This window comes from Bacteroidota bacterium (assembly GCA_037133915.1).
Lineage (GTDB): Bacteria > Bacteroidota > Bacteroidia > Bacteroidales > CAIWKO01 > JBAXND01.
Genome location: JBAXND010000023.1, coordinates 1 through 14,767, shown reverse-complemented (window position 1 = coordinate 14,767; position 14,767 = coordinate 1). Strand labels below are relative to the sequence as shown.

General features: G+C 46.9%; 5 protein-coding genes. 1 reads left to right on the top strand and 4 read right to left on the bottom strand.

Translation table 11 applies throughout. The features are described from left to right. The first annotated feature begins 48 nt into the window (after positions 1 to 48). A complete protein-coding gene (gene tpx / locus WCM76_09380; GenBank protein ID MEI6765840.1) occupies positions 49 to 561 on the top strand; it encodes a thiol peroxidase in 513 nt (170 codons plus the stop codon). Between the two features lie 176 nt (positions 562 to 737). On the opposite strand, the gene WCM76_09375 is transcribed toward tpx, so the two are convergent. The 4 genes from WCM76_09375 to WCM76_09360 form a co-directional block, all read right to left on the bottom strand. Continuing rightward, positions 738 to 3,092 (bottom strand): T9SS type A sorting domain-containing protein, encoded by a 2,355-nt coding sequence (locus tag WCM76_09375; protein MEI6765839.1) that lies wholly within the window; start codon positions 3,090 to 3,092, stop codon positions 738 to 740. 148 nt (positions 3,093 to 3,240) lie between these two features. After that, positions 3,241 to 8,745 carry a T9SS type A sorting domain-containing protein gene (locus WCM76_09370; GenBank protein ID MEI6765838.1) on the bottom strand — a complete coding sequence of 1,835 codons (5,505 nt, stop codon included), beginning with the start codon at positions 8,743 to 8,745 and terminating at the stop codon, positions 3,241 to 3,243. A gap of 1 nt (position 8,746) precedes the next feature. Then, entirely contained in the window at positions 8,747 to 9,178 is a 432-nt protein-coding gene (locus tag WCM76_09365; protein ID MEI6765837.1) for a hypothetical protein, read from the bottom strand. A 292-nt stretch (positions 9,179 to 9,470) separates the two neighbouring features. Beyond that, entirely contained in the window at positions 9,471 to 14,756 is a 5,286-nt protein-coding gene (locus WCM76_09360; protein ID MEI6765836.1) for a T9SS type A sorting domain-containing protein, read from the bottom strand. Positions 14,757 to 14,767: the final 11 nt, after the last annotated feature.

The window sequence follows — 14,767 nt, the reverse complement described above, 5'->3', positions numbered from 1 at the left end:
CTGAACGTAAAAGTACTGCAAAATCATTAATTAAATAATATCACAGAAATGATAAAGAACACCGGGATTATTACATTTGGCGGAAATCCGCTTACCCTTTTGGGCGAATTAACAAAAACAGGAACCAAAGCTGTTGACTTTACGGTTCTTTCAAATGATCTTAAACCTCATACACTGAGCGAATACAAAGGAAAAGTAAGAATCATCAGCGTTGTGCCATCTATTGATACGGGCATCTGCTCGGCCCAGACACGACGTTTTAATGAGGAAGCTGCAGCTTTGGGCGATGTCGCCATTCTTACAATTTCATGCGATCTTCCGTTTGCACTTGGTCGCTTTTGCGCTGCTGAAGGTATTGACAAGGTGGTAACCTATTCCGATCATAAGGATACCGACTTTGGTATTAAATATGGGTTCCTGATTGAAGAACTCAGAATACTTGCACGAGGCATTATCGTTATTGATAAAAATGATACCATTACTTACGTGGAATACGTTAAGGAAGTGGCTTCACATCCCGACTACGACAAAGCCATTGCTGCAGCAAAAAGCTTGCTTTAATCAGTGATAATATGATTTTGCGAAGCGAAATCATTTAGTAGTACTGATCCCGAGCCTGTCGGGAGATTATCGGGTTTTATTCCCCGTCGCTCAAGGCGTAATAAGAAAGCGCAGAGAGATTCTTAATTGAATTTGGTTTGGTTTAATGCTGTTCTGCGAAGGCGGAACGGCATTTTTTATTGTTTGATGAAACGTGCCGTTCCTGTAGTGGTTTCCGACTTTACACGTATCATGTATAATCCCGCGGGAAGGCCGCTCACATCAAGGCTGATTGTGGGCTGTGCCGCGGCTGAAGCGGTCCTTTCAAAAACTGTTCGGCCATTCATATCGTAAACGTCTAGTATAATTGATTCACCGGGGATAAGGCTGCAATCCAGATTTACAATATTGTGTACCGGGTTTGGATAAATCTGAAGCGCCGTTTGTCTGTTCGTTTGTAAGGAAGTAATGAGTTCTTTTTTCCCAATCCAAATCGGATTTGTAAAACTGTGAAAGTACTTGAATGGTCTGCGATACAGACTTTCCTGCGAGGAGTAGTCTTTATAGGTCTGCAATTCGGTGCGCACAAAAAAGTATTCACCTGCCGACAGCGAGTCACCATTTGTCATTGCATGAAACAATGAATCTACAGGGTAATAATAATCACCGGCATAGTTCCCTGAAGCAGGAATTTTTATACTATAAACGAATGATTCAGTAGCAAGCACCAGTGTAATGGTATCCGGAATTCCGAATTCAGGATTAGAAAGTGTTTTGATGTGCAGTGTGCAGTGGGTAAAATCACTTTCACTAAGCGAAGTATCCCTTCCGGGGAAGAGCCTGTCGACGGTGTCGTTGTTGAAACGCAATGATATTGTCGCCAATGGACCATCACTCATTATCGTATTGCCGTTTTTAAGGGCTTTTAAAATATGATTTCCATAATGACCCATACCATCGGGACAATACGCTACCGTGCTCAGTTTGCCAATGGCATTATCATCAATATGCCCGGTAATTCCCAATAAAAAACTTGTGTTAGAATAGTTGAAAGAGCCGTGTGCATCGGTCCCTGCAGACATAAAAAACTTGTAGTTGTTCGACAGTGGATTATTGTTTTTCATTGTAAGACCGCGTCTGTTCATAAAGTCCGACACTTTCAGTCCCGTTTGCAGCCTGTACAAATGATTGTCGGTGTGGTCATTTGCAAGTGGCGCCAGGGGAGTGATGCCGTTATCATTGGTTACGTTCCATGGGTCAGAATAATCATCGGTGGTTTCCATGCTTGTACCGCAATTCCATATCTCGCCTCCGGCGAAATTATGCCGAAGCAATCCGTTTGCTGGATTTGGATTAAACATGTCGCTGCTTGTTGCTAAATCGTTGCATGAAATCGTTCCAACACCCGGAACCACGGTCCCGTTGACGAAGAACCCTGTATCACTCACATTCCAAAGCCCGCCATTGCCTGCCGATGAAAGTTTATCACCTTCGGCATACGGATGGGCGGCATACGCAAAACCGCCGGTAGGAGCAAGCGCCAGAAGAAAGTCTTCTATGATATCATGTGTTGTCACGATGTCGCCACCACCATCGGCAACAAAATTCATCATGTATGGATTATTGGCCGACGGATAATTCAGCATATGCACTAATTGTCCGTCGCTGTTCAGTTGTGACGATTCCAGCCCGCGGATAAATACAAAATCAGAATCCTGACTGTTCAGGTCAAGAATCTCGTAACCCTGCTTAGCCCAGTTGGTCTGCATATCAGATCCGTAATTATCATAATCGGTTGAATGGTCCGTTACGGTAATCCAGTCAAGGCCGACCTTTTTAGCGGCGGTTCGTGAAGCATTTAAAGGCAAGCCGAATTCAATCTGATTCTGAGTATACATTGAATGAAAATGCGTGTCGCCACGATACCATCCTGCAAATCGCGGAATATCATTGCCCGAACGGAAAACCCTTAAGCGTGTTGTGTTGTCCGGCTCCCATCGCAGTTCAAAATCAACCTGAATATCAATGATATCAGAAAATCCGCTGAGCTTATCGGGCGGAATGGTAAATGTGAAATACCAGAATTTGTGCGTTACATCCACGTAAGTGCAGGTGAAAGGCCAGCCGCAGTTGTTGGACGTAAACACAATGGTTTTAGCTGCATCTTTTACCGGAAGACTTGCGTCGAAGGATTGGCAATCCAGTTGATTATCAGTAATGGATTTGTCTGAAAACAACGCCAAAAACGCCGAATCTGTGTAATTATTAAAGGTGAGGGCGTTTCCGAATGAATTATCGCTTGCATTCTTCAATGAAATATTCACTGAAACAAGTTCTGCATTAGCGCCAAACAGGTCTGCATCATCAATAAATATAGTTACGGGTAACCCGTTTAATACACCTGCAGTATCAGCTATTAGCATTCTCCAGGGTGCATCTGCACATACTTCCTTACCGTTCATATCAGCCTGCTTGGTCTGACCGGTCTGCGCGGAAACCGTCGCTACCACTGATAAAAGGGAAAAAATATATGCGGAAAACGTTTTTGTCATGAGCGGAACATTGTGTTAATTCAGAACTTAGCAAAAATAGTAAAAACTTCGAAAATTTTTACTGCTTTGCGTCAGGTTTAATGCATTCTGCACAACACAATTCGCCAATCTATCATTAAAAAGCGTTAATATGCGTAAATATGAGTTATCAATTTTTCACGATTTTCACCACATTCACCATCTCATCCGATAGGTATTCGAGATAATATATTCCCGGTTTTAAACCTGATAAATCCAGTATTTCAGATTGCTGATTCACAGGATTCTTTTCCATTATCAAACCTCCTAACAGGTCATATACTTTGAGGCGGGCATTGGCAGTTGAACGGTTTGGAAATACAATGGTAATCCTGTCGGTGAAAGGATTCGGGAATACCAACAGCTCGTCAGGGCTGTTTTCCGGACAACTCACCGTCAGGGTGTTGAATACACTGATTTTGCCATCATAATCTGTTTGCAGAAGCCGGTAATAACTGCTGCCTGAATATGCGCTATAATCTGTATAAGAATACTGTTGAATCGTATTACTGTTTCCCGACCCTTTTAGTGAAGCTGTATATTCCCATTCTTTGTTATCAAGACTTCGTTCAATAGTAAAGAAGTCGTTGTTTGTTTCAGTCATTGTGGCCCAATTTAACTTGGCGTTGTCGTTCAGACAACTTCCTTTAAAATAGAGTAACTCAATCGGCAATGGATTGGATGCCCCTGATTTGGCTCCGAAGGCCATCGGGCTGTAACTGGTGAACGGTAATGTGCTTTTTATGGAGCCTGATACAAGTGTGCCGCTGATACTTGCACCTTTATTAACCCAAACTACATGTCCATTGTACAATTCTCTGTGAGCCAGAACCAGTCCATTCAGGTCGGTAATTCCGCTGCGTGTGCCGTTGAACCAATATAATGTAATAGCAGGGTAGGTGCTGCCACTTTTTCGCTGTATGTCCCAGTATTCAACGCCGCTTGCATGATCCACACCCGGTCCCATATCCCATGGTTCCCAGTTTAATGGAGCCGTCGTGAAGAAATATTCTGCCTGGAATGCATCGCCCGGATTGCTGCCCGGATCATCGATTCCTACAGGTGCATAAATATCTCCTGAAACGCTGTTCTTTCCTGTTGGGAAAATAAAAGCATCATCGCCTACTTTTTGTACCGGTCCTTTTACAAAGCTGCTGTCGGATGCATTGATAGCGCCTGCACCATCCTCAAAACTAATTAAATTGGTACTTGTGCTTACAATGCAACCTCTTGTAAAATCCATTTGTCCGGATACGCTGATGGCATCATTCAGAATAACGTTTTTACCTTTATCTTTCATCAAACGGACGTTTTTAAAGGTATTATTACCACTGATTGTTGAGTTGCTGTTTCCGTCAAAAATAATGGTTCCTTGATTTGCACTGAACGTGCCGTTGTTTGTCCAGTTACCATAGAGCGTTAATTCATTTGTGCTGTTCAGGCTGAATGATGCTCCTGCTTGTATGAATAAATTCCCGCATGCGGATCCCGGCGTTTGAATGTCCGGGTAAGAATATACGCAGGTAGCGTCCGGTCTGATAATTACATTAATAGTTGAATCGGGCAGGACGCCGGGTATAATAAAGTTACTTCCATTATATTGCAGCCAGTTATTCAGGGTACTCCAGCTTCCGTTTGAACCGGACCATACGTAGTCGCCTGATGCGATTCCGGTTGCCGTTGGCTCAACAACATTCCACGAATAGGTATTGCTGGCAGAAGCGCACAATGCACCGCTGCAGTTTCCCCTGATAGCTTTAATTTCAATGCTGGTATGGCCTATGGTGCTGATGCTGGTTCCGGGAGTATAGGCATTCCAGCTTCCGCCGTCTGTACGATACTCAAAGCTGTCTGAGCAGCCTGCACCACCGCTTCCTGCGCTGCTCACTACTGCCGATACATTTTTGCCGGTACACGCATTTGCTGACGGCGTGAGCGCCATTACCGGAGCCGTTGCCTGTGTTATCGTCCACAGCAACTGTCCATTTCCTGCCGGTGTCCACGCACTGTTATTGCAATCGCTTCCGCTGGATGTTCTCCTGGTTTGAAAGTAATAATCACCTGTAACATTAGCGGTTATTGGTCCTGAATATGTTGTCCATCCACCGGAAGTGCCAATCCGGTACTGAATTTCATCGGCTATGGTGCCAATACCTCCGGTAGCCCCTGTAACCTGTGGTGTCAGAACGTTACCCGGACAAAGCACATCATCTGTTGGCGTTGAACGGCTCACCATACCGCTTTCAGGGTCATCGACAACATTCCATGATACCGCGTATGCCGGCGAAATATCACAGCCGGTGCCATTGCAGTTTATCCTCATTTCTATTTCCGCATTTCCACTGGCCGTTGATGTAAAATTTGGAACGCTGCTTCCCCACGACGACCAGGTTCCGGCGGGGTTTCGGTAACGGTATTCATTACCGCAGCTGCCTGCTCCACCTGTGCTTCCGCTCACGCCTGAAACGCTCAATAATTGCCCTTCGCACACATCGGCAACAGCCGGGATGAGCGTGGCTGTTGTTGGCGCAGTAGGATCATTATTAATGGTGAATGAAGAATAGACAGGCTTGCTCCAACCGCAGCATTGCTCACGCAGCCTGAGTCGTATGTTATAAGTGCCGGATGAAGAAATCGTGAATGAGGGCGATGCAAGTGAGCTGTTCTGAAGCGGAGTATTGGCATCGGTGGTAAAAATACGCCAGTCATAATCTACCGTAGTGCCATAAAGTCCTGATGCGGAAAGTGTGATTGTGCCTCCTTCGCAAGCCGGAAGTCCTGAAATATTAATGGTAGGCAGTGTCCTGTCTGTAGTTTTAATAAGGTAGCTGTTGTAAGCAGAAGCATTTGTGGTAAGATTCAGTGATACCGGCAGGGTGCCGCCGTCTGCAAGAATAATTATCGGGTTGTTGCTTGTTGAAGTATATGACGAAGTACTGGAATTAACGTCCATTACGTATGTTGCTCCTGTGGGTAATGTCCAGCTGCCCGCGGCACTGCGTCCGATAGTGATTTCGCTGTTTGAGCAAACGCTGTTTGTTCCGTGTGAAACTGTAACAGTAACCGGGTTTGGGATGCTTCCACCGGACGTGGATGAATTAATGGTTACAAATCCAGCCGGTGATAACGTAGGTGCTGTTCCTCCATTTTGCTGACAGATGGCGTAGCGTAAACCGATTGCACCATTTCCACCGTTTCCGCCTTTACTTCCTGCCGAACCACTGCCGCCTGCACCTCCGTTTTGCTGGTCGCTGCATCCCGACACAATTGAACCACCCGAGGCTCCCGAGCCACCTGTCCCACCGTTTCCGCCAAGTCCACCTGTTCCTGCTGTTCCTGTGCTCAATGAGCAATTCGTAATCGCACCACCCGTTCCTCCTGCCCAAATAAAAATTGCGAACGAAGAGCCACCGCCATAGCCGCCTTTTCCGGCACCGCCACCACCGCCACCGCCGCCGCCACCTGAGCCGCCGTTACCCGCTTCATTCTGTCCATTGGCATCGCCTCCGCCTCCACCGCCTCCACCACCTCCTGAACCACCTGTACCGGCAGAACCATTACCGCCGATTCCCGGTACAAAATATCCGGTGAGATAACTGTTACTTCCTGCGGAACCGTTCGACCCGTCAGTCGGGCTTGTTGCATTCCCACCGGCATAGCCTCCATCCAATCTGCAGTTGCAGTTTGTGCACAAGCCGGCAATGCCTGCACTTCCATTAGTACCGCCTGCCAGCGTGCCTGCTGTGCCACTAAAGCCAGGTTTTACGCCATCAGTGCATGCGCCGTCATGATCATCACCACCGGTACCTCCGCTGCCGCCTGCTCCGCCGTTACTTCCTGCGGCAACAGGACTTCCGCCTCCATTGCCTCCACCGCCTCCACCGCCGCCTGAGCCGCCATGGTCGTCCCACATGCTGCAACCTCCCGTTGAACCGCTGCTTCCGGTGCTACCGGCGTTTCCGTTGTTGCCATCATACGGGTCGGTTGCCATGCCCTGCCAACCGGCGGTTGCTCCGTTTCCATTAGTGGCATTGCCGGGATTAATTGCACAACGGCTGATTGAATAACTTGAGCATCCGTTTATCCAGACGCCATAAGAAGATTGGCCGTTCCCCGAGGTTGATGTCCCGGTTGGAGATGTAACATTGATGGTCAGGTCCTGGAGTTTCCATCCACTGGTACTGCTTCCTTTAAAACCAATTGTGTGAGCGCTGTTAACTGTGGGCGATTCTGTGCCATTCATGTTGAGCGTTGTGGTTGCTGCACTGCTTTTTGTCCAACTGCCTCCTGCGAAGGAATAACCGCCATCAATAATTACGTTGTTCATTAAATTGATGACATTATTTTCTGTATAGGTTCCCGCATCCATCCGTATGTAATTTCTGGAACCGCTCACCAGAGCCATGGCGCGGGTGAGCGTTTTTACCGGACCGGTTGGCCCTCCAAGGTTCAGATCGTTCCCGGAGTTCCATGATGCGTAGATGTAATTGCAGTCGGGTTGTGACACGGTAAGATTGCATGATGAATAGGCATTTGCAGCAGCGCATCCATCTCCATAAGTAACAGATACACCGTAATTGCCTGGCGTTGCAAAAGTGATGTTCGTTGACATGGAATTTGGATTGGAAATAGTCACACCTGCCGATGGGCTGGTGCTCCATGTATAGGTAACATTAGCAGCCGCTCCCACGGCCGGTGTGGCCAGGGCTGAAAATGCAGTGGCAACGTTCGGTAGAATGGTAGTGCCGCAGGCGGAACTTTGAATGGCCGGTGGGTTATCACCGCTGTTGGCTCCGTTCATAGGGTTATATGTAACGCGGGCACAGTTTGACGTTGATGTATATGAGCTGAAATCTGCTGTGCAGTTGGCCGTTGTTATTACTCTGTACAATCTTGTTCCGGCTGTTTGCGGAGGCGTGTATGACGAAGATGTGGCTCCGCTGATATCGGTCCATCCGCTTGCTCCGCTGCAATCGGTATTGGCTGATTTTTGCCATTTAATATTCTTGTACATGGTATTTCCATAGGCATCATTGCAGCTTCCCGTGCTGAATGTAACGGTACTTCCGCTGCAAAGCGCATTGTTAGCAGGTGTTATGGAAGGGGTACAGGTGGGTGCACTTTTAAAAGACCAGTAGTAACTGTATTCTACCCAATAACTGCCACAGTTGCCCCAGCCGGTGTGCCATGTACACGGACTTTGATTTCTGAAATTAATCGTGGTCATGCTGCCATTAGTACAACGATTGTTATCGGCATTCAGGCCGAGGTTGCAAGAGGTAAATGTTTCAGGTGGGTCGCAGTCGTTTTCCCATGCATCAATTCCAAGTGTAAATGAAGTAGCTGTTGTAGAACTGGTATTTATAACATAATCTTCCCAGCCTGTGGCTACCAGATCCCAGGAGTAACCGGGCATTTCTGAATATTGCCAACCTTTGGTATAGGTGCCCCCGCCGGTTCCGTTGTGCGTTCCGCTTACATACCATGTTGGGTCAGGGTTGCCGCAGCCCCAGCAATCACTGTTGTAGCGCTCCAGTGTGATTACCCCTACATACAGGTAGGCTAATGGTTGTGAATACAATGAGCTGCAGCTCATCAATATACTGACGAAAAAGAGTGTAATTATTTTTTTCATTTTATTTCTTTTGGAGTTCAATAATTGAAATATGTTCTCCTTTTTCAAGAATAAGCCGGTATCCTTCTTTTATTGGTTCAAGCTGATAGGTGGTTGAACTCAATGATGGAGATTCGGTTTTCTGCCCGCCAAATTTGATTGCTGTGCCTGTGGTAAAGTAGAAGGTGATAAGGCCTTCGCCTGCCTGATAATGAGCGCTATTTTTTTTATCGAATGATAAGTACGCTACCGAATCTTTTGAAAAGTCTACTGCAATGTTTTGTTTCCAGTTTTCATAAAACAGTACAGAATACGGTTCGGTCATTACTGTGCCTGCTTCGGTGCAGCTGATATTTTGAACCAGATATTTCCCTTGAATTGTGGTTTGGCCAAATGCTGATGCCATGAAAAGCGGTACTGCTGCGACCAAAGCCGCAAGTATGTTTTTTTTCATTGTGAGTGTTTTTTTAATGACAGGGCAAAAATAATCCCAATAACAGCAAAACGCAAGCTTTTTCACTATTAATAATTCACATAAATATCAACAAATCAATAAGTTAAAAGTTGAATATACAGGTTCGTAGATGAAAAATAGCGTTATAGCCAATCAACAAACAACTTGGTATAAGATGTAAAAAAAGGATATACGAAATCGATGATATAGCTCGATATCGTGGTTGGGTGCAGATGAAAACAAAAAAGACCTTCCCGCAGGGAAAGTCTTTTTTATTCGGAATGGAAAATGATTAGTTCTTCACTATTTTTACCACATTCATCACTTCATTTGTGCGGAATTCAAGATAATAAACACCCCGTGCAAATGCTGCTACATCAATGCTGAGCAGCGACTGATGCGGATTTACCTGTTGTATTTCCTTCACTAAATTACCCATAATGTCATAAATGCGAATGCTTATATTGCTGTATTTCCGACTTGGATATTCAATCGCAATTTCATCAGTAAACGGATTGGGGAAAACTGCAATCTCACTACCCGTAGGGTTTTCGCAACTTACAGAAACGGAATTGAAAACTGTTTTTTTGCCATCGTAGTCGGTTTGCGACAGTCGGTAATAATTGATACCGTCTGACGGTAATAAATCCTTATACGAGTAGGCACGGATTACATTACTGTTCCCTGCGCCGCTGACAGTCGCGGTTTTCTCCCATACTTTGCTGTCCCGGCTGTGCTCAATAGTAAAGTAATCGTTGTTGGTTTCTGTCATAGTTGTCCATTCAAGGGTCACAACATCGTTTTTACAAACCGCATCAAATCCAAGAAGTGATACAGGGAGCGGATTTGCCCCCAATGTTTTACTTCCAAATGTTATCGGACTGTAACTGGTGAAAGGCAATGTGCTGCTGATTGCGCCCGATGCCAGGGTTCCACTGACAGCTTCACCTTTATACATCCATCTCAGGCTGCCATTATACATCTCACGATGAGCCAGTACCAGATTTCCTGTATCCACGATGCCGCTGCGCGTCCCGTTCATCCAGAATATCGTTATACCCGGATAGGTGCTGCCACTTATCCTTTGAATGTCCCAGTATTCCACTCCGCTGGTATGGTCAACGCCCGGTCCCATATCCCATGGATCCCAGTTATTCGGAGCCGAACTGTAGAAATATTCTGCCATGAATGCGTCTGTTGTATTCACACCCGGATCGGTAATAGCAATCGGTGCAAATATTCTGCCCGAAACACTGAAATCGCCTGTTGGGAATGTAAATGCGTCGTCGCCCGTTTTTTGAACCGGCCCGTTCACAAAGCTGCTGTCTGAGGCATTGATTACTGTTGAGCCATCTCCCATATTGAGCAGGTTGGTGGCCGAAGAAATAATAAATCCCCTGCTGAGGTCGAGTTCACCACCTACAGAAATATTTGAACTCAATATTACCAGTCTTCCTTTTGCTTTTTTAATGGCAAGGTCATGGAAGCTCGTGTTGCCCGAAACGTTGGAATGATTGGTTCCCCTGAAAGTCACCTTCCCCGCATTCGGATTCAATATTCCGCTGTTGCTCCAGTCACCATAGACATCCAGGTTGTTTGCTCCGTTAATGGACAGCTGCGCCCCGGCAAGGATATTTATCGTGCCGCACACCGGACCGGTTGACTGAATATCAGGATACATATAAACACAGGTGGAATCGGGTCTGATGATTACATTTGAGTTGGTATCGGGTATTACCACGGGAACCACAAAATTAGTTCCGTTGTAATTGAGCCAGTTGGTCGTTGTACTCCATACACCGTCGGTTCCCGACCATACGAAATCGCCTGAAGCAACACCCGATGACGATGGCTCAACAATATTCCATGTGTAGGTATTCGAAGCTGATGTACACAGATTTCCGCTGCAATTGCCTCTGGTGGCCCGTATTTCAATGCTGGTATGTCCTGTAGTATTTAACGTACTGCCCGGCGTGTAACCGCTCCAGCTTCCGCCATCAATGCGGTATTCATAGATGTCAGAGCAACCAACGCCTCCACTGCCCGCAGTGCTGATACTTGCTGTGATGTCCTTGCCGATACACGCATTGGCCATATTGGGTGTGACGGCCAATACCGGCGCGACAGCCTGACTTACAGTCCACAAAAGCTGCCCGTTTCCTGCAGGCGACCATGCGCTTGTGTTGCAATCATTGCCGGTGGCAGTTCTCCGCGTCTGGAAATAGTAATCGCCTACAGTGTTGGCGGTAATGGATGATGTATAGGTTGTCCATCCACCGGATGTGCCAATACGGTATTGTATCTCGTCGGTGATGGTGCCGGTTCCGCCTGAGCCTCCGGTGACCTGCGGCGTTAGCACGTTGCCCGGACAAACGATAATATCTGTAGGAGTGGAGATGCTGACCACGCCGCTTATAGGATCAGGAACAACATTCCACGAATAGGATGTTGCAGCCGATGCTCCGCAACCGCTTCCGGTACAAATTCTGCGTACGTCAATAGTGTTGGTTCCAACGGTTGCCGCATAGGGACTGAGTGCACCCCATGCACCACCGTTATTGGAATATTGGAAGCTGCATGTGCCGGTACCTCCGCCATTATCTGTAACGTTAATTAACGATAAGACCTGTCCTGCGCAGACATCAGAAACATTTGGCGAAGGCGTTGCTGTTGGTGCCGCCGGCGCTGAAACAACGGTAACGGTCGCGATGTTGCTTGTGGCCGGATCGCAACCACTGCCTGCCGAAGTAACGATGCAACGGTATTGATATCCGCCTGTATTGCTGATTCCTGATACAGATAATGCCGTGGAGGTTCCACCTGTATAAGTTGACCCTGTGGGACTGCCGTCAGCAACGTTGTTCCAGCTGCCGCTGTTATATTGCCATTGATATGAAAGAGGTGCAACACCGTTGGCCGCCGTAACACTCATGCCTGCCGTTCCGCCTGTGCAGATATCTGCCGGTGAAACCGGATGTGTGCTGATTGAAGGATCGGCAACAACGGTAACACTTCCGGTATTTGAAGTAACGGCACAACCGGAGCCGGTTTGTGTAATCATGCAGTAATAATATTTCGTACCTGTTATAGAAGTAACCGGTGAATACGTATCTGTCTGAGCTCCGTTTCCTGAACCGAGGCTGCTGCCGGTTGTATTATTGTTCAGGGTATTGGAATACCACTGATAGCCGAATGTTCCGGTGCCACCTGTTGCTGCAACACTTAAGCTTGGGCTTCCGCCGACGCACACTGTTTGTGATACCGCCGGCTGGGTTGAAATCACGGGGTCGGCAACAACGGTAACAGTGGCGCTGTTGCTTGATGCAGTAGCACAACCATACGCTGCTGACCGATACTCACCACGGTAATCATAGGTGCCTACAGCTAAGCCCGAAACCGAGAATGAACTGCTTGTACTACCTGTATATATTGCTCCGGATGGAGTTCCATTAGTTACATCTACCCAGCTTGAGCCGTTGTAATATTGCCACATATAGGTCGATGATTGCCCGCCGGTACCCACAACGGTCATGGATGCTGTACCGCCTGTGCATATGGAGGAACTTGCGGGATGTGTAACAATACCCGGCTGAGCCGCTACGCCCACAGATGCAACATTGGATGTAACAGACGAACATCCGGGAAAAGAAGAACTAATCACGCACTGATAATATATTATTCCTGCACTTGTTGTGGGTGGTGAATATGAATTAGCAGTAGCTCCGCCGATATTACTGAAAGTGCCGGCGTTTCCGCTGGGTGATGTTTGCCATTGATAGGCTGGGGAAGAACCACCACCTGTAACGGCAGTGGATAGCGATACTGTTGAACCTATACAGGTAGATATTGGTATCGGCTGTGAAGTAATATTCAGTGCCGGATAAACTGTCACGGTTGCGCAATTCGACATCAATGGATCGCAACTTCCACCGTTCTGAGCTATTGCACAACGAAAATAATAGGTTCCGGAAGCTGCTGTTGGAACAGTGTACGATGAAGAAGTTCCGCCTGTTGAAACATTGGCCCAGCCTGATGAACAACTGTTTGTTGATACCTGCCACTGATAGCTGAAAGTACCTGTTCCACCTGATGCATCGGCAGAAATAGTACAGCTGAAATTCGGGCAGCCACTTGCATCGGAAGGTTGTGTTGACATTGCAGGATCGGCAACGACATTCCATGTGTAAGTAGTAACGGGCGAAATATCGCAACCGCTGGCTGAACAATTTTTGCGTAATTCAATTGTATTTGTACCGACTGATGCAGTATAACTCGGTATAGAAGTGCCCCATGAACTGCCGTTAGCGCGGTACTCAATAGTGCATGTTCCGGTTCCTCCGCCATTATCGGTAACACCGGTAATGGTTAATGTCTGCCCGTTACACACCGTTGTTGCGGCGGGCGATTGAGTGGCAGTTGGTGATGAAGGATCGGCAACTACTACGACCTGCCATACTCCGCTTGAAGCGGTATAGCTTAAGTTGCATGCGCCGTCTTTTGCCATTCTGCGGTACCATGTTGTTGTTATCAATCCGGAAGGCGGATCATAGCTGCTGCTATTTGCTCCTGAAATATCGCTAAAGCCCGCAATATCGCTTGTTGTGGATTTTTGCCACTGATAATAATAGGAGCCATTTCCACCTACCGGGAGCGATAAACTGCTGATGTTCACAGGGTCGCCGCCGTTACAAATAGTTTCGCCGGTCATAGCGATACTGCCTGCGGTAAAATTGCTGTAAACATTTACAGTGTAGGTAGCTGTAGCGGCCAAACAAGGACTGTTTGAAACAGTCATAGTAAGAGTTACTGTATTGCCTGCATCACCCAGAGCTGCTGTATACGTTGGTGTCAGCGTAGTTGCGCCTGATGTAATTGAACCTGCACCGTTTTCTGTCCAAAGGATGGTTCCGTTACTCGAAGTGGCGCCGCTTACTGTTGCTGTTGCATTGTAGCAAATAGTCTGACTGCCGCCTGCAGATGCTGTAGGCTGCGCATTAACTGTTACACTTGCAAATACAGGACGGCTCCAGCCACAGCATTCGTGGCGTTCGCGATAGCGGATAATATAGGTAACCGGAGTATTAAATACCGGCGTCGTAAAGGTACTGGTTGTACTGCTGAACAGCGGAGACGTAGGAACTGACGTGTATATTTTCCATTCGTATTCGCGTATTTCCGTTGGCATATAGCTGCCGGTAACACTCAGACTGATATTGCTGCCCTGACAAATTGTTGCGGCGCTAACTACAATGGTAGGAAGCGTGCGCGCCGTGGTAGCTACAATCAGATAGTTTTTATATAAACCGCCATTTACGGTAAGGTCATAAGCCCCGGCCGTATTGGTTGTTGTTTTAATTGCAAGATTTGAAAGCAGGTATGATGTTGAACCTGATGTAATATCATTTACTAATGTTAAACCCGAACCGAGCGACCAACTGCCCGAAGCAACAGATGCAGCCGACAGGTCAATTTCTGAATTTATACATGCTTTGCCCGGAATATAACTTCCGGCAATGCCGCTGTTTCGTGTATAATTAATCACTGTTGTCCGGTAAAAGTTTGAAAGAAGCCGAAGCATAAGCCCGGCTT